Here is a 19,230-nt window from a genome sequence, read left to right as displayed (position 1 = left end):
TTTCAGACAAGCGTTGGATTAATTGCCGGATGAGGGTTCGAATACGTTGTCAACCAACGCAGGGGCGTCTGCCTGCGGCACGTGGCACTGATTGCAGAAATACCGGGTGCCGGCGACGCGATCCAACTCGCGCCCTTCACGGTCCAGATAATGCGTCATCGACAAGGTGGGCGCATTTCGTTCGCCGGCCTTGGTCCAGTCGTGGCACGACAGGCACTGGTTGGTGCGCAGGTCAATCTGGTATTGCTCGATCGAGTGCGGGATCAGCGGCGGTTGCTGGCGATAGTTGCGCTGCATCCGGCCTTCGACGTTGCGATGGACCTGATCCAGAACAACGGGTTCGTCTACTTCTGCCCCACGCAGTGCTTCCACCTGGGCTGATTGCGCCAGAGCGAACCCGCTCAGGAGTAATACGGGGATTAGGGCGGCAACGCCTGTTCGGATTGGCTTGTTCATTTTGGCACTCCCTTAAATAGGTCTGGCTGCGCGCGGATCGGGCGCGGGAACTGGATCGGAAGGTGCGGCGACGTGGTCGTCGAACCGGTGAGTAAAGTTGAAGACATCCACTGCGCAGACATCGATGCAACGACCGCAATTGGTGCAGTCGGAGGAAAGGATCAGCGGCGTTGAACCCGGCTTACCTTTCAGAGCTGGCGAGATGATCTGGTTTTCGGGGCAAACGGCATAGCAGTCCATGCAGTCGTCGCAGGCGGCCCGGTTCGAGGCACTGACCCGCAGCAGGCTTTTTTTGCCGATCAGGCCGTAGAACGCGCCAACCGGGCAAATGTGACCACACCAGCCGTGCCGGGATACGAAGAGGTCGAATACGAAGATGGCGAGGACCATGGCCCACACGAACCCAGCACCAAAAATCAGGCCGCGATGCAGCATGGTGATCGGGTTGATCAGTTCCCACGCGATCACGCCGGTCAGGCCAGAGACGATCATGACTGTTGCCAGAATCCAAAGGCGCGTACTGCGTTTTGGCTGCCAGCCCTTAGGCAAGTCCAAACGCCTGTGCAGCCAGTTGGCAGCATCGGTGACCGGGTTTATGGGGCATACCCAGGAACAATAGACGCGACCGCCAATCAGTGCGTAGGTGGCCAGGACAATCAGGCCACCGACAAGGGCCGTCAATTCAGGCCAGTGCCCGGCGATTACGCTTTGCAGCAGGATAAACGGATCTGTCAGGGGCAGCACGCCGAGCGTCAGCGATCCCGCCAACGTACCCTGCACGATCCATATCCCGAACCACGGACCCAATAGAAACAGCGCCAGAAAAAACAGCTGACTTGTGCGCCGCAGCAGGAGGTATTTGTGGGCGCGGAGCCAACCTTTGACCTGGGTGGCCTCTTGGCCTACCGCCATTTGGGTACGGGCGCTCATTGTCCGGCTCCCGGAAGATTGTATCCGGGGGCGAACCCGCCGGGGGTTGCCAAATTGTCGGTGCCAGGGCCGGGTAGGCGGTCGGGCAGATCAATGATCCCCTCGACCAGAGGACCGCCCTTGGCCTCTTTTTCTTCCCAGCCCTTTCGATAGTGATCTGCGCTGGTGCCACGCGCCAGGCGGGCCGGCAGAACTTTGATCGCCGCCTCGGGTAGAACGCAGCTTTTCTCGCACATTCCGCAACCGGTGCAGTGATCTGCGTGAACAGTCGGAATGAACAACGCATGATGGCCTGACCGCGTGTTGTGAGCGGCTTCCAGCGTGATGGCCTCGTCAATGACAGGGCAGACGCGGTAACAGACATCACAGCGCAAGCCGAGGAAATTTAGGCAATTTTCCTGATCGACCAATACGGCGACGCCCATTTTAGCGTCGTCGATATTGTCCAGATTCGGATCCAGCGCACCAGTCGGGCAGGCGGCAACGCATGGGATATCATCGCACATTTCGCAGGGAATATCCCGCGCCGTAAAATACGGCGTTCCGGTTGCCACGGCATCCACACCCAGCTCGGCCAGTTTCAACGTGTCATAGGGGCAATCCCGCACGCAGAGCCCACAGCGGATGCAGGCAGAAAGGAACTCCTTTTCAGGCAGCGCGCCGGGGGGCCGCAAAGCCTCGGCCGGCAGGGCCCGGGCGTCGCGGGCCAGCCAGGCCAGCAAAGACCCGGCGACTACGCAGCCGCCCGACGCGCGGGCCGCATCCTGCAGGAAGCGGCGCCGCTGCGGCGAAAGGGGTTTACCTCCATGGGGCATGGGGACGACCTTTGCCTCGCTTGTCCGTTACGCGCGCTCAACCTTGCAGGCGCACTTTTTGAAGTCCGTCTCTTTGGACAACGGGCAAGTGGCATCCAGTGTCAGCTTGTTTGTCAGCTGACCCTCGTCAAACCACGGCATGAAGACCAACCCACGTGGCACTTTGTTGCGTCCCCGTGTTTCCACCCGGCTGACAACTTCGCCGCGACGTGTAGACAGAACGATTTCCTGGCCACGGCGCACACCGCGATCCTTTGCGTCCAGAGGATGCATGTAGACGACGGCTGCTGGATAGGCGCGGTGCAGTTCCGGCACGCGGCGTGTCATCGAACCGGAATGCCAGTGTTCCAGCACCCGACCGGTGCACAGCCACAGATCGTATTCCGCATCAGGCTCTTCCGCGGCGGGTTCGTAAGGCGCAAAGATGATTTTGGCCTTGCCGTCCTTGTGCCCGTAGAACTTTACATCAGCACCTTCGGGTACATACGGGTCGTAACCTTCGCGGAAGCGATAGAGCGTTTCCTTGCCGTCTACGACCGGCCAGCGCATGCCACGAGCCTCGTGATACATCTCGAACGGAGCAAGGTCATGCGCGTGGCCGCGCCCGAACTCGGCATATTCTTCGAACAGGCCTTTCTGGACATAGTAGCCAAAGTGCTCGGCGTCGTCGTTGTCGAAGCCTTCTGCCGTCTCGGACAGCGGGAACTTGTCCACCGTACCGTTGGCATACAGCACATCGTACATGGTCTTACCGCGATGCTCGGGCATTTTGGCCAGCAGTTCTTCACCCCAGACTTCTTCGACGGTAAAGCGTTTCGAGAACTCCATCAACTGCCACAGGTCAGACTTGGCTTCACCCGGCGCTTTCACCTGCTGACGCCAGAACTGGGTGCGGCGCTCAGCGTTACCGTAGGCACCTTCCTTTTCAACCCACATGGCGGTGGGCAAGATCAGGTCGGCCGAGACTGCGGTGACCGTTGGATAGGGGTCCGAGACGGTGATGAAGTTGTCCGGGTTACGATAGCCGGGATAGCCTTCTTCGTTAATGTTCGGCGCGGCCTGCATGTTGTTGTTGCACTGCACCCAATAGGCGTTCAGATCACCGTCCTTCAGCTTGCGGTGCTGAAGCACCGCGTGGAAGCCGGGCTTGGGCGGAATGGTGCCTTCGGGGATGTTCCAGGCCGTTTCGCAGATTTTCCGGTGCTCGTCATTTGCCACAACCATGTCTGCGGGCAGACGGTGGGCAAAGGTGCCGACCTCACGCGCGGTGCCGCAGGCTGAAGGCTGACCGGTCAGCGAGAAGGGCGAGTTTCCAGGTTCCGAAATTTTACCGACCAGCAGGTGCACGTTGTACATCAGCGAGTTCACCCAGGACCCGCGGGTGTGCTGGTTAAAGCCCATGGTCCACAGGCTCATGACCTTGCGGTTCGGGTCGGCATATTGCTGCGCCAGCTTTTCCAGCTTGTCAGCAGGAACGCCCGACAGTTCAGAGGTGTATTCGAGCGTATAGGGGGCAACGGCTTCGGCGTATTCTTCGAAGCTGATGGTCTCCAGCTTGCCCGAGTTCGGGTTCGCCGCTTCTTGCTGCAGCGGATTGTTGTCACGCAGGCCATAGCCAATATCAGTGTCGGTCTTGGTGATATTGACGTGGTTTTTGACGAACTCTTCGTTCACCGCGCCATTCTGAATGATGTAGTTGGCGATGTAGTTCAGGATCGCCAGATCGGTTTGCGGTGCAAAAATAATGTCATTGTCTGCTAGTTCAAACGAACGATGTTCGAAGGTCGACAATACGTGAACCTCACATCCCGGCTTGGTCAGGCGCGTATCGGTCAGGCGCGACCACAGGATCGGGTGCATCTCGGCCATGTTCGAGCCCCACAGCACGAAAGTATCTGCGTGCTCGAGGTCGTCATAGCAACCCATAGGCTCATCAATGCCGAAGGTGCGCATAAAGCCCACAACCGCCGAGGCCATGCAGTGCCGCGCGTTGGGGTCGATGTTGTTGGAGCGGAAGCCAGCTTTCATCAGTTTGGAAGCTGCATACCCTTCCCACACTGTCCATTGGCCCGAGCCGAACATACCGACACTGGTTGGGCCTTTCTTGGCCAAAGCTTCTTTCCATTTGGCGGCCATGACGTCGAAAGCTTCGTCCCAGCTGACCGGCTCGAACTCGCCGTTCTTGTCATATTCGCCATTGGTTTTGCGCAGCAGCGGCGTGGTTAGGCGGTCCCTGCCGTACATGATCTTGGACAGGAAATAGCCTTTGATGCAGTTCAGGCCCCGGTTTACAGGCGCGTCAGGGTCGCCCTGGGTCGCGACAACGCGACCGTCTTTGGTGCCGACCAGAACAGAGCAACCTGTGCCGCAGAACCGGCATGCTGCCTTGTCCCAGCGGATATCGGGTGCTCCGGTCTGTGCGTTGGCTTGTCCAGCGGCCATGGGAATGCCTGCGGCGGATGCCGTGGCTGCGGCCGCTGAGGCCTTGAGAAAAGTCCGGCGAGATTCAGAGTGTGTCATAGCGTGGGCCTCCGGCTGGTGGATTGGCTTGGGGCATCGGGCTGCGGATGGGCGTCCGCGAGATCCTCGAAATGGTGATAAGTCAGGGTTAGTGAGATCACGCCCTGGATTTGGTGCAGATCCATGATGATCTCGGATGCAAGGCGTGAAGCGGTGTCCTCGACAACAACGACAAAACGGCCGTCTTCCGTTTCGGCGTGCACTTCGACACCCGGGGTGTCCTTCATCACCTGCGCCGCAGCGCTGGCGTGTTCAGGTACGACATGGGCAAGGCAGCCGCAGATGTTCATTGAATGGCTTCCGTTCGGGGTTGTGATTGGCGTTCAAGCGCGATGGCATCGGCGGGACAGAGGGTTGGACAGAGGCCGCAGCCATTGCAGGATTCGACGTCCAGCGCAGGTTCAGCGCGGCCGCCGGTCTTTAGCTTGAAACGGATGGCGTTTTGTTCGCAATTATCCTGGCAAACGCGACAGCTGATCCCATTCATGGAAAGGCAGCTTGCCGTTTTTATTGTGGCGCGCCACGGCCAGTCTGCAAGTCGTCCGATTTCGAGCGCTGGGGTAGGGCAGCTCTGCGCGCAGTCACCGCAGAACGTGCAGGCATTGTCGCCGGGTCGAAACACCGGATATCCGTCCGGACCGACGGCCACCACATCCTCGGGGCAGGCGTCGGAACACGCACCACATTTGGTGCACAAATCGGTAAAACCCTGCACGACAGAACCCGGAGGTCTGGCTGTCTTGCCGTCCTCGCGTCGGATGTTGGCGCTTAGAAACGCGCGTCGGCTGGTCAGTTGTTGCATTCTATGCGACCTGGCTGCACTCGATTCCCCTGATCGAGTGTATCGCATACCGTGCGCTGTGCGGACTTTTTTTGATCTAGGTCATTTAGTTGCGATTAATTATTGAAAGTTAGGAAATCTCCCACCGCGTTCTGCCGCGTTGTTTGTCGCCGGGGGGCGATCAGCGGCGTGGGCGGGCGGTTCGGATCAGAAGTAGAAAGACGAATATCGACCCCAAAGATGTTGTCACGATGCCGACTGGCAGTTCTTGAGGCGCAAGCAGCAACCGGCTGAGAATATCGGAACCTGTCAACAACGCAGCGCCAACAACGGCAGCAGTAGGGACCAAATGTTTGTGGAGCGGTCCGGCAATCCCGCGGGCGATATGCGGCACCATCAAACCGACAAATCCAATCACCCCCGCGACCGAAACGAACACTGCTGTGGCAAGGGCGGCCACGAAAAACATTCTGAACCTCAGGCCCTGAACTGGCACGCCCAATGTGGCGGCCGTCAGATCGCCGGTCAGCAGCGCGTCAAGCCATCGGCTGCGATACGATGCGTAAGCAAGGATCAAAAGCAATCCGGCGCAGACCAGCGGAAACGTTTCCCATCGGGCAAGTCCCAGGCCACCCAGCATCCAGAAAATAACCGAGTGAGCCGCGCGGCTGTCGCCTGCGAAAATAAGGTAGTTGGTGACGGCCGAGAACAGAAACGACACAGCCAGACCTGCAAGGATCAGCTTTTCAGGCGCGCTGGTACGCAGCCCGTGAACCAGGGCCAGCACGATGCCTGAAGCAACAAGACCACCACAAAACGCCGCCAGCGGCAGGGTCCAAAAGCCCAGAACGTCTCCGGTTACCGTGATGACAAAAACCGCCCCTGCGGCTGCGCCCGAAGACAGGCCAAACAGGAACGGGTCGGCCAGATCGTTTCGGGTGGTCGTCTGCAAGACAACTCCAACGATGCCCAAACCCGCTCCGATCACCGCGGCGAACAGGGCGCGTGGTAGGCGCAGGTCGAACACGATGCGGTGCAGCGGTGACATCTGCCCGTCCATCAATCCGGTGCCCAGCATGACGCCGGTAAAAGCATCAGATGCCGGTATGGACGTGGTCCCGTATACGGTCGAAATCAGCAAGAGGGCGGCCAGAACGGCCGCCCCCAGCAATAGTGTCAGGCACAATCGGCCCATATCAGTTCAAGCCCGGATGCATGGCCTGAGCCATTTTCGAGATCGCTTCGATATTTGCCGGTCCGGGGGTCAGTTCTTCGTACCGCAGGCCAATCCAGCGTTCGTTTTTGACAGCGTCCGTCTGGGACATCACCGGGTGTTCCTGCAGGAACTTGAACGTATCCGCCGCACCATTGCCGGTTTGATAGTCCAACAGAACCAGGAATTCCGGGTTGGAAGCGGCTACAGCCTCCCACGAGGAGCGACCCCAGCTGGTTTCCATGTCATGTGTGACATTTTCACCGCCCGCCGCCGAAATCATGGCGTCGGGAATGGCGAATTTGCCAGCGGTGAATGGCGCGTCGGCGGGGCCGTCCAGCAGGAAGACGCGGGGTTTGGGCAGGTCGGCGGTCTGGGCTTCGATAGCAGACAGTTCAGACTTCCAGCCATCGACCAGTTCTTCAGCTTTGTCTTCGACCTGCATGACTTTGCCCAGACGCAGGACGTCATCAAACAGCAGGTCCATGCTTGCTTCGGGGCGTTCCTTGTCCAGATGTACGCAGCTTTCGGTCAGGATCATCGTTTTGATCCCGAAGGGCTCCAGAGTGTCCGGGGTCACATCGCCGCCGGGCTTCATGCCATAGTACCAGCCCGCAAAAAACAAGTCGGGTTCTACCGCGACAAGGTTTTCCACAGTCGGGTATTTCGGCGCCAGCTCGGGGATGTCGCCGCGCAAAGTGTCGAATTCCGGGCTTGTTTTGTACCAGCCGGTGATGCCCGTCAGCCCAACGATCTTATCCTGCAGACCCAGCGCAAAGGCCATGTCGGTCATGTTCATGTCGTGGACGACCAGCCGCTCGGGTTGGGTTTCGAAAATCAAAGGTTCGCCGCAATTATCGACTGTGGTCTCAAGTGCGGCCGCGCTTGTTGCCAGGCCGGTGATCAGCGCCGCGGGCCAGAGTGCCTGTTTCATGGTTTTGTTCCTCATTTTGAGATTGTGGTTCTTCGGATATCCAGCGCCGGGATCACGCGGCCTTCGTGTTGAAAACACAGGTAATCGACGCCAAAGGTTTCGCGGACGCGTTCGGGGGTCAGCACCTCGTGCACCAACCCAAAGCCGGTCAGCCGGGCGGACTTCATCAGTGCGACATGGGTGGCGAACTCGGGGATCATGACCAGGTCGTGGACGATCATCACTACCGTGATGCCCAGTTCCGCCACCAGGGACAGCATGCGGCCCTTGGCGTCCGGGTCCAGGTGGTTGGTTGGTTCGTCCAAAAACAACAGTGACGGTTTCTGGGCCAAAGCCCGCGCGATATGGGCCCGTTGGCGCTCGCCGCCGGACAGGACGGCCATACGCTTGTCGGCCAAAGCGTACAAACTGGTCAGGTTCAGGATACGGTCCAGTTCGTCGGCGTGCTCGCTTGCGGATCGGTCCGCGCGGATCGGAATTTGTCCCAGGGCCACATAGTCACGCAGGAACAACCGTCCATCGGGGGCCTCTTGTTGACTAACAACTGCGATCATACGGGCACGATCCATTGCCGAAAGTTGCCGAAGGCTGCGCCCCTTGATCAAAACGTCCCCCTGAACGATCTCTTCTGCCCCGCACAAGAGGTTGAGGAGCGTTGTCTTGCCCGCGCCATTCGGCCCGGCAATCGCCAGTATCGCCCCTTCGTCCAAATCAAACTTGACGTCTTTCAGCAGGACTTCGCCATTCAGGGCTTGGTATTCCAACTCGCGAGTTTCAAGAAATGGTCTGCGGGTCATACGCGTTCCTCCTGCTTGATCTGAGGCGGGTGCGAATGACTCTTTCTGAACAATGCGCGCAAGCGACCGTCAGCGTTGACCCAACGCGTTTTGCGCAAGGTCGTACGGGCGGACAACGCGCGAGGAAGCCTGTCCGGCAACCCGCTTTGGATCGAGCCGACGACACCCGTGCCCATGCACGTCTCGCAAATCGGAATGAAATGATCAGGTTTTCTCAGCATTGCCCGCTCCGCTTGTTGTCAAGCGCGGACAGAAGGTGCCGATCATGAAAACACGCGTCAGACGTGCCATATAGCCTCCTTCCAGGACGCCCCGCCCCGGGTTGGTTGAACATCAGATGGCAGGTCTCCTGACTTGCGGGTCGTGGCTTGGCCGTCCTTCCCAGCCCGTTTGGGCCAGTGGTCTGTTGGCGTCGCTCACCGCTTACAGTTGCGGGGGCAGTCACGGAATTGGCGCCGTTCGGCAACCTCACCGTATTCCCTTTTCATCCCTTGGGCGCACCATCGGGAACCATCGACGACGAGAAGTGCCCGAGTTCGCATTATTGGTCAAGCTCAAAACCGAAGACCCCTTGTTGTGGCGATTGGAAGACAGCTTTAGCGCGTCAGACGGCTCAGCGGGGCTGAGGTCTGGCAGGCGACAAAGGGCGCTACCCGCCAGATTGCCGCTAAGAAGCTTAATCAATTGTGGTCAGAAGTTCTTTTGGCTACGCTGCAGCGCAGAAATACAGGGGAATCGGCGGCAAGCTCGAGTCGGGTGGGACTGAAGTGCCGAGCGTCGGTTTCAAATACGATCATTTGCAAAAATCAAAGCCTGACGAGATGAAAATTCAAGAAAACCGGACGTTTTCACAATTGAAAGTCGGCGATAAGGCCCAGGTTACAAGGCTTTGCACCGTTGACGATCTTTACGCGTTTGCATCGGCGTCCGGAGACCATAATCCGTTGCATCTGGCCGCTTATGATGGGGATGGTGATGGGCGCCCCGAAGCTGTTGCACCCGCGTTGTGGCCCGCTGGCCTTGTTGCGGCGGTACTGGGAAACGTCCTGCCAGGGGCGGGCACGCAGACACGCCGGGCAAACCTCAGATTCCATGCCCCGGTTCTGGCGGGCGAAGAACTGACCGCCTTTGTTTCGGTCACGGAAAAGCGCGAAGATGGCGATTTGACCTGCGCCGCCGAAGTGCGCCGGGTCGGGGACAACGCGTTGATTCTAAGCGGTACAGTGCAAGTCACGCCACCCGCCCGGCATTTGAAGTTTGACTCGGTCGAAGTTCCTGGGCTGATCGTTCAAAGGCACCGGCATTTTGACGCTCTGCTGGAAAAGGCGCGCCCCATGGACCCTATGCCAACAGCCGTCATCGCCCCGGAAGAGCCGAACTCACTGGGCGGCGCTTTGTTGGCGAAATCAAACAGCATAATCACTCCGATACTTGTCGGCGATCCCGACAAAATTGCTGCTGCTGCGACCGAGCTTGGCGCTGATTTATCCGGAACTGAAATCATCGAGGTCGACAGCCACGAGATGGCCGCGCATCGTGCCGTCGATCTGGTCGTGGAGGGCAAGGCTCGGATGCTGATGAAGGGGCATCTGCATACGGATGTTCTTTTGCGGGCCGTCTTGCGTCGCGAGAAAGGCCTGAGGACGGGGCGGCGTTTGTCGCATGTGTTTGTTATGGACGTGCCGGGCATGTCACGGCCCATCATGGTCACCGATGCGGCCGTAAACATTTCACCCGATCTCGAAACCAAAGCCGACATCGTTCAAAACGCCATTCATCTGGCCCATTCCATCGGCATCAAAGTGCCCAAGGTTGGCGTGTTGTCGGCGGTAGAGACGATCAATCCGCATATGCCATCTTCGGTCGACGCTGCGCTGTTGTCCAAAATGGCAGAACGCGGGCAGATCACCGGCGGGTTGGTCGATGGTCCATTGGCCATGGACAACGCGGTGGACCTGAACGCTGCGCGCACCAAGGGTATCACATCACCTGTTGCCGGGGCGGCGGACATTTTGGTGGCGCCGAACATTGAGGCAGGGAATATGGTGGCCAAGCAGCTTACCTATATCTCTCATGCCGAAGCCGCGGGAATCGTGGTTGGTGCCGCAGCACCAATCATTCTGACCTCCCGCGCGGATGATGACGCCTCGCGGCTGGCCTCTTGCGCCGTGGCGGCGCTGCATGCAATTGCGAATAAAGGCAAAATCCATGGCTGAACATGTTCTGGCACTGAACGCCGGGTCGTCCTCGTTGAAATTCGCGCTTTATGAACTGACTGAGGATCGTCGGCCCAGGATGCGCTGGCGCGGTCAAATCGAACGGCTGGGGGATGCGCCGCGGCTCTTGGCTCAGTCCGCAGGTGGGAGGTCTGTTGACCGACAACTTTCGGGGACGAAAACGCATGACGAGGCCATCAATGCGTTCCTTGAACTCACCCGTGAATACCTGCCGGATATTCACGTCCGGGCCATTGGCCACCGGGTCGTTCATGGTGGGCCGGTCTATTCGGAACCCGTTGTGGTGGATGAAGGCGTCATTGAAACCCTGAGTGGATTCATCCCGTTCGCACCCCTGCATCAACCCTACAGCCTTGCCGGAATTCGGGCTGCCAGTGCTGCGTTTCCGGGCACAACTCAGGTCGCATGCTTCGATACCGCGTTTCACCGTGCGCACCCATGGGTGAACGATACCTTTGCCCTGCCGCAGAACTTTTACGACAAGGGTGTTCGACGATACGGGTTCCACGGGCTAAGCTACGACTACGTCTCGCAAAAGCTGAAGGACATCGCGCCGGGGCTTTATGATGGCCGCGTGGTCATCGCTCATCTGGGGAATGGTGCGTCGATGTGTGCGGTCTCAGGCGGGCGTGCCGTCGCCTCGACCATGGGGTTTTCGGCGCTGGATGGCTTGCCAATGGGAACCCGCAGCGGACAATTGGATCCGGGCGTCGTGCTGTACATGATGCAGCAGGAGGGGATGACAGCCGAGGAAATCGCCGAAACCCTTTATCGTAAATCCGGTCTTCTTGGGCTTTCAGGCATGTCCTCGGACATGCGCACCCTTCTGGCCGCTGATACCCCGGACGCGCGAAAGGCTATTGAATACTACGTCTTCCGCATCCGTAGGGAACTGGGCGCGTTGTCCGCCGCGCTGGAAGGCATCGACGCTTTGGTCTTTACCGGAGGCATCGGCGAAAACGCTGCGCGTATCCGGCAGATGGTCTGCGAGGGCATGCGTTGGATCGGGATTGAAATGGACCCTAACCGAAATGCGGATAACGGCACCGTTTTGTCGACGGACTTCAGCAGGGTACGAATTCTGGCCATTCCTACGAACGAAGAGATGGTCATCGCGCGGGCAGCGGCCAGATTGGCCTGATCTCTACTGATCCGGTTTGTTCTTTCTGCGCCGCGCGTATCGCAGCAGGACGCCAAGAAGCGAACTGATTATATCGGGCGACAACATGCCAATTGGGTCACGCCTGAGGCCGACAATTGTGTTGCGTGCCTCCGCGAGGCTGTCGGTCACTTCTTCCTCGATGTCGTGCAGCGCCATGTCCCGCAATTCTACCGCTGCAGAGGTGTCGCCTTCGGCGGTCATGGAATTCGCCACCAAGGCGAGGAGCACGGCCAGAACAAGGTTCACCCCGGCCACTATGACAGCCGCCAGAGATTTTGACATCGTCTCGGACAACCAGAAAAACCCGGCGACGTTTAACATGATGACCGCGAGGCCAACGGCCAACCCGGCGGCGGCATAAAACCCCGTGCGCTTGGCAGCGACGGCCAATTGTCTTTGGGCGATTAGCCTTTCGGCGCGCAGAATGATCGAGATGTTGCGTGAAATGCGGCTCATGATCGGGCTCCTACCGGGATCGGCCTAAAAGATAGCCAAGCGTGAAGATGCCAAGTGCGAAAAGGACCGGCTTTTTGTGCGGAAATTCTTCGAGTTCGGTCATCACTTCTTCGATCTGCGTGGACCATGCTTCAAGACTGTCGGCAATTCCCTCCGACGTCGATTTGCCCAGGTCAGACATCTCATCTTCTTTTGGGGTCGATGCTGCGGTCTGCGCGCTACTTTGTTCGGCCAACTGGCGACGCAACTCTGCGACTTCAGCTTCAAGCTGTGTTTTGGTTACCATCACTCAGGTCCTTGAACGGGAGCGTAAAAAAATGGCTCGCGATTTTTTCCTTTGTCGCGAGCCATGTTAATTCGATTTTTTGAATTCGGGAAAGGGGCGTGTGCCAAATCGAGCATTAGGTGTTCCGTCCCGGTTATCTGGTGGATCAGACTTAGGATGAACCGATCTGGTTATGATGTCCAGATTTTGCAGATGTATTCGTAGGGCGTGAAATCAGAGAGCGTCTTGTGGCGACGAACGAAGTTGCACGCATCAAGGAAGTCGGCCAGATGTGTGCGAAGCTGATCATGGCTTTCATAGTGGTATCGTTTGTCGGTTGCGCCCTTGATCGTGCGGTTCGTGCGCTCAACCTGGCCATTGGTCCACGGATGGTTTGGCTTGGTCAGCCGATGCTCGATGCCGTTGGCCTCACAGATCATGTCGAACCGCATGGGCCGGGAATAGATAGTGTTGCGATTGCGCGGCTGCTCGGCGAATTGGATGCCGTTGTCCGTCAGAATCGTGTGGATACGGTAAGGTACGGCTTTCAGAAGATGTTCAAGGAATTTCCACGTCGTCTTGCGATTGACCTTCTCCACCAGTTGCGCCACCGCAAACTTGCTGGTTCGGTCAATGGCCACAAAGAGAAATAGCTTTCCTTCTTCGGTTCTGACTTCGGAGATATCGATTTGAAAATAGCCAATGGGATATCGTTTGAACTTCTGCCGTTTGGGCTTGTCCCCATCCATGTCTGGAAGGCGTGATATCCCGTGACGCTGCAAGCAGCGATGCAGAGAAGATCGTGTGAGATGTGAAATTGATGGCTGCAAAGCATAGAGACAGTCGTCCAGTGGCAGCAGGGTGTGCCACCGGAACGCAACGACCATAGCTTCCTCGTCTTGGCTAAGAATGGTTGAGCGCAGCTCTCGCGGCCCAGTCTTCTGGTCTTCGACAGATTGGCGTTTGCGCCACTTCGCGACCGTCTTGGGGTTGATCCCAAGCTCTCTACTCAGATCCGAGATCGAAGCTTGCGACCGCTGTATTGCTGCTCTGATGGCGTGCGTGTCCTCTCGGCAGATTTGCCTTGCAAAGGTTGCGTTGCGGTCCAGCTAACGACCGTCGTAATTTCTGGGGCCCTGAGGTCGACCACGGTCGAGTTCAGCTTTCCGTCAAAAACCGTTCCCGTTACCGCAACGGCGTCACAAATTACCGAGGCTATTGTTTCGAATCTGGCCGCCGTGCGCCTTGAAACGGAAGATGCAAGAATTTCGCGCGCCTTATGCATCTTTGTCGCTTCAGAGCACGCACCAGAAATCAAGGCGGAACTGAACCGAGGCCTGACAGTCGCGTTGCCATCCGATGCAAATGCTCAGACCAAAGACTTTGGAAACTTGGTCGTTGAGGATGTGAAACCCTCGGCAATCGGTGGCGATCAGATATTGGCCCGATGGGACGCATTGGTCAGTGCCTGTCACTGGGGGCACATGCACCAGCGGGTTGTTTCGTACCGGGCCGCCCTGGACGTCGAGCAAATAGAAGGTTCGTGGTTCCTTTCAGGGCTGACGATCCTTGAAGCCCGAATGAAAAATCAGGCTTTCCTGCAAGGAGGTAATTCATGAGACCAATTGTTTTCCTAATTGCATTAGTCTTTTGGATGACCGGCAACGCCGCTTTTTCGCATTTCAATCTGAACCAGAACGTGCGGGTTCATCATTTGGTGCATTCTGACGAGAGGTTGGACGTCTATCTTCGCCTGCCGATGTCCAATGTGGTCGCCGAGTTTATTGGGCCAGAAGGACCGGGCGGGCAGCTCACACCTGCACCTTGCACGCATAATCAGGTCGAAAACGGCGTGCTGATGTATTACGTCTATCTGCCGGCTGTACTAAGCGATCCGAGTGGGTTGGCGACACTCGCCTAAGGCACACTGACGCTTTCAGTGGACGGGCAGGCTCAGACAGCTTCGATCATGGCTCTGAGGTTGCATCCTCTGGGGTCGGAGCCGGGCTTTGCAACTTTGGCAATGGCGCAGAGCGCACCGGCCAACGGGGATGTGTTCGCCGCGCAGGATGAGACCTATGTAGGCGACGTAATGGTAGACCTCCATCTGCGCTATTATGCCGGGTCGGTCAGTACCTACAGCTTGCTCTACACCTCCCATCCCGGCCTGCCGGGGCAGGGGGATACGGCGAACCTGATATTGGACAACGACGGGCATCAGACCCGAACGTTTCGCGCTACAGGCCCGATGCATGACCCGGTCGTTGTGTCAGGCTCGGCAGCTGCTGCGGCCTCGACCTTTTTTGGTCGAAGGCATCCGCCACATTTTGGAAGGCCCGGACCACGTTCTGTTCGTTCTGTGCATGATCATCGGTGCGATGAACCTGCACAGCCTGTTGGCGCGAGCCACCGGCTTTACTCTTGGTCATACGGTGACCCTGATCCTTGGTTTCTTTGGCATCGCGCCCAGTGGCGCGTGGTTCATATCAACGGTTGAACTGTTGATTGCCTTGTCGATCATCTATGCCGCCGTGATGGCCGTCCGACCGCCGGAGCAAGGACACGTAGATCTGTGGGCCTTTGCAATCACCTCGGGTATCGGGTTGCTGCATGGGTTTGGTTTTTCCTTAATGCTGCACCAGATCCTGCGCGTGGATGAACCAAATGTCTGGCACAGCCTGCTGGCCTTCAATGTCGGTGTCGAAGTCGGGCAGTTGTTGATCGTGCTACTGGTTTGGCCGCTGGTCTTGTTTCTGCGTAAGCAGCCAGGGCCTATCTGGATCGGTTCCCGCGCAGCCGTCGCCACCGCCGCCAGCCTGATCGCGATGAACTGGGTGGTCGAGCGGGCAGACTTTTTCCTGTGATTTTCCGCCAGGGCTAACACTGTAGTTGGATTTAGAGGTGGTCGGATTTGGGTATCAGGCTTGCTCTTCCGAAGGCTGCCAGCGCTCAGCCACCGGTTCGCAAACTCGCAGTTGATCGACGGCGCGCGCCGCTATTTGGTCGACGACACCGGACATATCGCGCAGTCCCAGATAAAATGGCGGAACCGGGGGCATAATTACAGCGCCCATTTCCGCTGCGAGCGTCATATTTCGTAGATGCGCCAGCGTCAGCGGCGCTTCGCGGGTCAGCAAAACGAGTGGCCGACGTTCCTTGAGTTGCACACTGGCCGCGCGCGTCAAAAGGTTATCATCCAGACCATTCGCGATTGCTGCCAGAGATCGCATGGAACAGGGCGTGACAATCATCCCGGACACAGGGACCGAGCCCGATGCGATGCTGGCACCTACATTTTGATTGGCATGACAGCGGGTCGCCAGCTTGCAAAGTTCGTCAAAAGCATCGGGGCCGCATTCCTGCGCCAGTGTGAGTTTTGCGGCCGGGCTGACAACCAGATCCGTTTCGACATTCCGCGCCAACAGCAATCTCGCCACTGCCAGCCCAAGAACTGCCCCTGATGCTCCGGAAACGCCCAATACGACGCGCGGCGAAGTCATTGGCGCAGCTCTGGCAGAGTGCGTGCGATCAGCTTTTCGGCAAAAGCCAAATCCGCGTCCGAGATGTGCATGACGTCCCCCCATTCTCTGCTCGTTTCGCTGCCGATTTTTGTGGTGGCATCTATGCCCATCTTGCCCGCCAGCCCAGGCTGGGGGGAGGCGAAATCGAGATAGTCCATGGGGGTATTCTCCAATAACATCACGTCCCGGGACGGGTCCATGCGCGTCGCCAGCGCCCAGGCAATGTCGTCCCAGTCTCTGGGGTCGATATCGGTGTCCACCGCCACAATCATTTTGGTGTAACTGAACTGCGGCAGCATTCCCCAAAGCGCCATCATCACCCGCCGCGCCTGTCCCGGATAACGCTTGTCGATACTGACAACCGCGATGCGATAGGAACAGGCAGCCGGCGGCAGCCAGAGGTCGTGTATTTCCGGAATTTGAGCACGGATAGTGGGCAGGGCGAGACGATTGAACACCTCTCCGATGATCGCGGGCTCGTCTGGTGGGCGGCCGGTATAGGTGGATAGATACAGCGGCGCTTCCCGGTGGGTTATTGCGCTGACATGCATCACAGGAAATGGCTCTGCCGGATTGTAATAGCCGGTGTGATCGCCGAATGGGCCTTCGGGCGCGGTCTCGGTTGGTGCCACCCAACCCTCCAGCACGATTTCAGCGTCCGCCGGGACCAGAAGGGGCACGGTCTTGGCGGGCACCATCCGTGGGCGCGAACCGTTCAATGCGCCTGCAAAGGTCATTTCCGATACGTTTTCCGGAAGCGGTAGTGCCGCCGAGAGCAGCGTTGCCGGGTTCGCACCCAGAGCGATTGCAACAGGCATCTTTTCGTTGTGCGTTGCCCAGCTGCGATGATGGGCGGCACCGCCGCGATGCGGTAGCCAGCGCATGATCAGGCGGTTTTGGTCAAGTACCTGCACACGGTAGATGCCCGCATTGTATCCGCCAACGCTGTCCGCTTCGCCAGCATAAGGGCGGGTGATCACCACCGGCCATGTAATAAGCGGCCCAGCATCGCCCGGCCAATGCGTCTGAACCGGAATCATCGATAAATCAACGTCGGCATCAATGTGTACTACGCTTTGAACCGGTGCCGATTGGATGATTTTGGGACGGGTTGCAAGCGCCGCTTTCAACATTGGCCAACGCGAAAAAGCATCGCGTATCCCATCCGGTAGGGCAGGGGCGCGAAGCGCGGCCAGAAACTGCCCCAGCCCATCCAGCCCGTCCAAATCTACACCAAGTCCGGCCGCAACACGTGCGGTGGTTCCGAAAAGGTTCACAACGACGGGGACGTCGGATCGCACGTCTCGATCACTCAACGGGTGATCAAACTGCAAAACCGGCCCTTGCGCCTCTAACACGGCCCGATGCACCGCGGTCATTTGGTGGCGCACCGAAACCGGATCGGGAATCGCGCGGAACTGATCCGTTGTTTCGCACCAGCTCAGAAAATGGCGAAGCGTGGGGTATGGCGGCAGAGTGCGAATGAGGAAGCTCCGTAAAACTTCCGTTCTCCTAGCAACAAGATCGCGGGCCAGAATTGACAACAGTCAATTCCCCCACAGAGCGCGCACCGTAGGAAGGCAGCCATAATCAGCTTTGTTGAGGCAGCAGGAGGTCTGTTTGTCCGATCCTCAAATTCCGATGCCGTATTGCCCTGCCGTGTTGGCGGCGGGTCTGCGCGCATTGCCGCTTGCACCTTTGTCGCTTTCGCTGACGGTGTTTGCGCGCAAAATCGCAAGGAACCATCCCGGCCTGTTCAATCGTCTTGGCGAATACGACCGGACGGAATTCTTTCTTGATCCGGTCGATCTGCCGATTGTCCTGCGCCTCAATCCAAATGGCGGGCAGCCAAAAATAAAATTGACCAGGCGGCACACGGTTGCGTCCGCGCGGATATCCGGCCCTCTGGCGGCGCTGCTTGGGTTGGTCCACGGCGCCTTTGACGGAGATGCCCTGTTCTTTTCACGTGATCTGGTGGTCGAGGGCGACACAGGTGCAGTGCTGGCTTTGCGCAACGCCATAGACGACGCCGAGCTGGATTTGGCCGCAGAGGCGGCCGCGCTGTCAGGACCGTTTGCGCGCCCGTTACAAAACCTGATTGCGTTTGCGGAAAACCGGACGGGCCTTTGCCTGACACGGCCAGAGGATTCAGCGATATGGTAATGGAAATTGTCTGCCCGGCAGGCACCCCCGCTGCTTTGCGCGCCGCCGTCAAGGCGGGGGCGCATACCGTCTATTGCGGGTTTAATGATGAAACCAATGCGCGCAACTTCCCCGGTTTGAATTTCAATCGAACGGAAATGCGCGATGGGGTTAACTTTGCGCATCAGCACGGTGCAAAAGTGCTGGTTGCCATCAACACGTTCCCACGTGCAGGCGACGAGGGAATCTGGCACCGAGCTATTAACGATGCCGAGGTCTGTGGCGCAGATGCGGTCATTCTGGCCGACCTCGGTTTACTGGATCATGCGTCCCGCAACCACCCGACATTGCGGCGGCACCTATCCGTGCAGGCAGCTGCGGCCAATGCCGATGTCATTAATTTCTATGCCGACACCTTTGGCGTCAAACGGGTCGTCCTGCCGCGTGTCCTTTCCGTGCCCGAGATTGCCGCGATCAATGCCGAAACCGATGTTGAGACTGAAGTTTTTGTCTTTGGTGGGCTTTGCGTCATGGCCGAGGGGCGTTGTTCGCTATCGTCTTACGCCACTGGACTATCCCCGAACATGAACGGCGTCTGCTCGCCCGCCAGCCATGTGGATTACACCGAAGATCATGGCGTATTGGACGCCCGCCTCGGCGGGTATCTCATTCACCGTGTCGACAAGGGTGAGCCCGCGCCATATCCGACGCTGTGCAAAGGGTGTTTTTCCGCGGGAGAGAAGACCGGGCATCTGTTCGAAGATCCGGTTAGCCTCAACGCCGAAAAGTTGATCCCGCAATTGCAAAAGGCCGGTGTGACGGCTCTGAAAATCGAAGGGCGGCAGCGGTCGAAGTCCTACGTCGCGCAGGTCGTCCGCAATTTCCGCGCAGCTGTAGACGCATTGGATGCAGGACGCCCGTTACCCGAAGGAATGCTCGCGCGGCTGTCCGAGGGACAGGCCATGACGACTGGCGCTTACAAAAAGACGTGGAGATAGCCA

The 19,230-nt window shown here is 58.3% G+C and carries 22 protein-coding genes and 1 riboswitch; of the genes, 7 read left to right on the top strand and 15 right to left on the bottom strand.

What is annotated here, in order from left to right; genetic code table 11:
• Positions 1-18: 18 nt before the first annotated feature.
• The 10 genes from ACR0AA_RS13340 to ACR0AA_RS13295 form a co-directional block, all read right to left on the bottom strand.
• Entirely contained in the window at positions 19-456 is a 438-nt protein-coding gene (locus tag ACR0AA_RS13340; protein WP_480664554.1) for a nitrate reductase cytochrome c-type subunit, read from the bottom strand.
• A 12-nt stretch (positions 457-468) separates the two neighbouring features.
• On the bottom strand, positions 469-1,386 hold the full coding sequence (gene napH, locus ACR0AA_RS13335; protein ID WP_480664553.1) for a quinol dehydrogenase ferredoxin subunit NapH: 918 nt from the start codon (positions 1,384-1,386) through the stop codon (positions 469-471).
• Entirely contained in the window at positions 1,383-2,201 is an 819-nt protein-coding gene (gene napG / locus ACR0AA_RS13330; RefSeq protein ID WP_480664552.1) for a ferredoxin-type protein NapG, read from the bottom strand. The genes napH and napG overlap by 4 nt, the downstream gene beginning before the upstream one ends.
• A gap of 27 nt (positions 2,202-2,228) precedes the next feature.
• The gene (napA, locus tag ACR0AA_RS13325) at positions 2,229-4,721 is read right to left on the bottom strand and encodes a nitrate reductase catalytic subunit NapA (RefSeq protein WP_480664551.1); all 2,493 of its coding nucleotides are present in this window, start codon (positions 4,719-4,721) and stop codon (positions 2,229-2,231) included.
• On the bottom strand, positions 4,718-5,011 hold the full coding sequence (locus ACR0AA_RS13320) for a chaperone NapD (protein ID WP_480664550.1): 294 nt from the start codon (positions 5,009-5,011) through the stop codon (positions 4,718-4,720). The genes napA and ACR0AA_RS13320 overlap by 4 nt, the downstream gene beginning before the upstream one ends.
• On the bottom strand, positions 5,008-5,523 hold the full coding sequence (locus ACR0AA_RS13315) for a ferredoxin-type protein NapF (protein WP_480664549.1): 516 nt from the start codon (positions 5,521-5,523) through the stop codon (positions 5,008-5,010). The genes ACR0AA_RS13320 and ACR0AA_RS13315 overlap by 4 nt, the downstream gene beginning before the upstream one ends.
• 160 nt (positions 5,524-5,683) lie before the next feature.
• Complete coding sequence (locus ACR0AA_RS13310; RefSeq protein WP_480664548.1) at positions 5,684-6,697, bottom strand: FecCD family ABC transporter permease; 1,014 nt, start codon at positions 6,695-6,697, stop codon at positions 5,684-5,686.
• A gap of 1 nt (position 6,698) precedes the next feature.
• Positions 6,699-7,649, bottom strand: a complete 951-nt coding sequence (locus ACR0AA_RS13305; RefSeq protein WP_480664547.1) for an ABC transporter substrate-binding protein — start codon at positions 7,647-7,649, stop codon at positions 6,699-6,701.
• 11 nt (positions 7,650-7,660) lie between these two features.
• Positions 7,661-8,446: an ABC transporter ATP-binding protein gene (locus tag ACR0AA_RS13300; protein ID WP_480756211.1), complete on the bottom strand. Its 786-nt coding sequence runs from the start codon at positions 8,444-8,446 to the stop codon at positions 7,661-7,663.
• Positions 8,443-8,667: a hypothetical protein gene (locus ACR0AA_RS13295; RefSeq protein WP_480756210.1), complete on the bottom strand. Its 225-nt coding sequence runs from the start codon at positions 8,665-8,667 to the stop codon at positions 8,443-8,445. The genes ACR0AA_RS13300 and ACR0AA_RS13295 overlap by 4 nt, the downstream gene beginning before the upstream one ends.
• A 101-nt stretch (positions 8,668-8,768) precedes the next feature.
• Positions 8,769-8,976: riboswitch (cobalamin riboswitch) on the bottom strand.
• Between the two features lie 291 nt (positions 8,977-9,267).
• Between ACR0AA_RS13295 and ACR0AA_RS13290 the strand changes: the two genes are divergently transcribed.
• Both ACR0AA_RS13290 and ACR0AA_RS13285 read left to right on the top strand, forming a co-directional pair.
• Positions 9,268-10,662 (top strand): bifunctional enoyl-CoA hydratase/phosphate acetyltransferase, encoded by a 1,395-nt coding sequence (locus tag ACR0AA_RS13290; protein WP_480756209.1) that lies wholly within the window; start codon positions 9,268-9,270, stop codon positions 10,660-10,662.
• Positions 10,655-11,824, top strand: a complete 1,170-nt coding sequence (locus ACR0AA_RS13285) for an acetate/propionate family kinase (protein ID WP_480664544.1) — start codon at positions 10,655-10,657, stop codon at positions 11,822-11,824. Before ACR0AA_RS13290 ends, ACR0AA_RS13285 begins: the two co-directional genes overlap by 8 nt.
• A gap of 3 nt (positions 11,825-11,827) precedes the next feature.
• Here the strand turns inward: ACR0AA_RS13285 and ACR0AA_RS13280 are convergent, their stop codons facing one another.
• The 3 genes from ACR0AA_RS13280 to ACR0AA_RS13270 all read right to left on the bottom strand — a co-directional run bounded on the left by ACR0AA_RS13280 (position 11,828) and on the right by ACR0AA_RS13270 (position 13,645).
• A complete protein-coding gene (locus ACR0AA_RS13280) occupies positions 11,828-12,301 on the bottom strand; it encodes a phage holin family protein (RefSeq protein ID WP_480664543.1) in 474 nt (157 codons plus the stop codon).
• 10 nt (positions 12,302-12,311) lie between these two features.
• Positions 12,312-12,587 carry a hypothetical protein gene (locus ACR0AA_RS13275; RefSeq protein WP_480664542.1) on the bottom strand — a complete coding sequence of 92 codons (276 nt, stop codon included), beginning with the start codon at positions 12,585-12,587 and terminating at the stop codon, positions 12,312-12,314.
• A 170-nt stretch (positions 12,588-12,757) separates the two neighbouring features.
• Positions 12,758-13,645, bottom strand: coding sequence for an IS481 family transposase (locus ACR0AA_RS13270; RefSeq protein WP_480664666.1), 888 nt, complete (start codon positions 13,643-13,645; stop codon positions 12,758-12,760).
• Between ACR0AA_RS13270 and ACR0AA_RS13265 the strand changes: the two genes are divergently transcribed.
• From ACR0AA_RS13265 to ACR0AA_RS13255, 3 genes are all read left to right on the top strand, one after another.
• On the top strand, positions 13,595-14,185 hold the full coding sequence (locus tag ACR0AA_RS13265) for a hypothetical protein (RefSeq protein WP_480756208.1): 591 nt from the start codon (positions 13,595-13,597) through the stop codon (positions 14,183-14,185). The genes ACR0AA_RS13270 and ACR0AA_RS13265 overlap by 51 nt on opposite strands.
• A complete protein-coding gene (locus ACR0AA_RS13260) occupies positions 14,182-14,487 on the top strand; it encodes a hypothetical protein (protein ID WP_480756207.1) in 306 nt (101 codons plus the stop codon). The genes ACR0AA_RS13265 and ACR0AA_RS13260 overlap by 4 nt, the downstream gene beginning before the upstream one ends.
• Before the next feature lie 331 nt (positions 14,488-14,818).
• Entirely contained in the window at positions 14,819-15,430 is a 612-nt protein-coding gene (locus ACR0AA_RS13255; RefSeq protein WP_480664537.1) for a HupE/UreJ family protein, read from the top strand.
• A gap of 54 nt (positions 15,431-15,484) precedes the next feature.
• Here ACR0AA_RS13255 and ACR0AA_RS13250 read toward each other — a convergent pair whose 3' ends face one another.
• Together ACR0AA_RS13250 and ACR0AA_RS13245 are read right to left on the bottom strand one after the other, a co-directional pair.
• Positions 15,485-16,066: a UbiX family flavin prenyltransferase gene (locus ACR0AA_RS13250; protein ID WP_480664535.1), complete on the bottom strand. Its 582-nt coding sequence runs from the start codon at positions 16,064-16,066 to the stop codon at positions 15,485-15,487.
• Complete coding sequence (locus ACR0AA_RS13245) at positions 16,063-17,571, bottom strand: UbiD family decarboxylase (RefSeq protein ID WP_480756261.1); 1,509 nt, start codon at positions 17,569-17,571, stop codon at positions 16,063-16,065. The genes ACR0AA_RS13250 and ACR0AA_RS13245 overlap by 4 nt, the downstream gene beginning before the upstream one ends.
• Before the next feature lie 136 nt (positions 17,572-17,707).
• Between ACR0AA_RS13245 and ubiT the strand changes: the two genes are divergently transcribed.
• Together ubiT and ubiU are read left to right on the top strand one after the other, a co-directional pair.
• A complete protein-coding gene (ubiT, locus tag ACR0AA_RS13240; RefSeq protein ID WP_480756206.1) occupies positions 17,708-18,250 on the top strand; it encodes a ubiquinone anaerobic biosynthesis accessory factor UbiT in 543 nt (180 codons plus the stop codon).
• A complete protein-coding gene (gene ubiU / locus ACR0AA_RS13235) occupies positions 18,250-19,227 on the top strand; it encodes a ubiquinone anaerobic biosynthesis protein UbiU (protein WP_480664664.1) in 978 nt (325 codons plus the stop codon). Before ubiT ends, ubiU begins: the two co-directional genes overlap by 1 nt.
• Positions 19,228-19,230 lie beyond the last annotated feature (3 nt).

The organism is Ruegeria sp. CE8 (genome assembly GCF_056537465.1).
Note: the sequence above shows the minus strand (reverse complement) of the source record. Positions and strands in the feature narration are given on the sequence as shown.

Coding starts and splice junctions, on each gene's coding strand:
- ACR0AA_RS13340 (WP_480664554.1), bottom strand. CDS start 456: ATGAACAAGCCAATCCGAACAGGCGTTGCCGCCCTAATCCCCGTATTA.
- ACR0AA_RS13255 (WP_480664537.1), top strand. CDS start 14,819: ATGACCCGGTCGTTGTGTCAGGCTCGGCAGCTGCTGCGGCCTCGACCT.
- ACR0AA_RS13315 (WP_480664549.1), bottom strand. CDS start 5,523: ATGCAACAACTGACCAGCCGACGCGCGTTTCTAAGCGCCAACATCCGA.
- napA (WP_480664551.1), bottom strand. CDS start 4,721: ATGACACACTCTGAATCTCGCCGGACTTTTCTCAAGGCCTCAGCGGCC.
- ACR0AA_RS13310 (WP_480664548.1), bottom strand. CDS start 6,697: ATGGGCCGATTGTGCCTGACACTATTGCTGGGGGCGGCCGTTCTGGCC.
- napH (WP_480664553.1), bottom strand. CDS start 1,386: ATGAGCGCCCGTACCCAAATGGCGGTAGGCCAAGAGGCCACCCAGGTC.
- ubiU (WP_480664664.1), top strand. CDS start 18,250: ATGGAAATTGTCTGCCCGGCAGGCACCCCCGCTGCTTTGCGCGCCGCC.
- ACR0AA_RS13280 (WP_480664543.1), bottom strand. CDS start 12,301: ATGAGCCGCATTTCACGCAACATCTCGATCATTCTGCGCGCCGAAAGG.
- ACR0AA_RS13305 (WP_480664547.1), bottom strand. CDS start 7,649: ATGAAACAGGCACTCTGGCCCGCGGCGCTGATCACCGGCCTGGCAACA.
- ACR0AA_RS13290 (WP_480756209.1), top strand. CDS start 9,268: ATGAAAATTCAAGAAAACCGGACGTTTTCACAATTGAAAGTCGGCGAT.
- napG (WP_480664552.1), bottom strand. CDS start 2,201: ATGCCCCATGGAGGTAAACCCCTTTCGCCGCAGCGGCGCCGCTTCCTG.
- ACR0AA_RS13260 (WP_480756207.1), top strand. CDS start 14,182: ATGAGACCAATTGTTTTCCTAATTGCATTAGTCTTTTGGATGACCGGC.
- ACR0AA_RS13250 (WP_480664535.1), bottom strand. CDS start 16,066: ATGACTTCGCCGCGCGTCGTATTGGGCGTTTCCGGAGCATCAGGGGCA.
- ACR0AA_RS13320 (WP_480664550.1), bottom strand. CDS start 5,011: ATGAACATCTGCGGCTGCCTTGCCCATGTCGTACCTGAACACGCCAGC.
- ACR0AA_RS13275 (WP_480664542.1), bottom strand. CDS start 12,587: ATGGTAACCAAAACACAGCTTGAAGCTGAAGTCGCAGAGTTGCGTCGC.
- ACR0AA_RS13285 (WP_480664544.1), top strand. CDS start 10,655: ATGGCTGAACATGTTCTGGCACTGAACGCCGGGTCGTCCTCGTTGAAA.
- ACR0AA_RS13295 (WP_480756210.1), bottom strand. CDS start 8,667: ATGCTGAGAAAACCTGATCATTTCATTCCGATTTGCGAGACGTGCATG.
- ACR0AA_RS13300 (WP_480756211.1), bottom strand. CDS start 8,446: ATGACCCGCAGACCATTTCTTGAAACTCGCGAGTTGGAATACCAAGCC.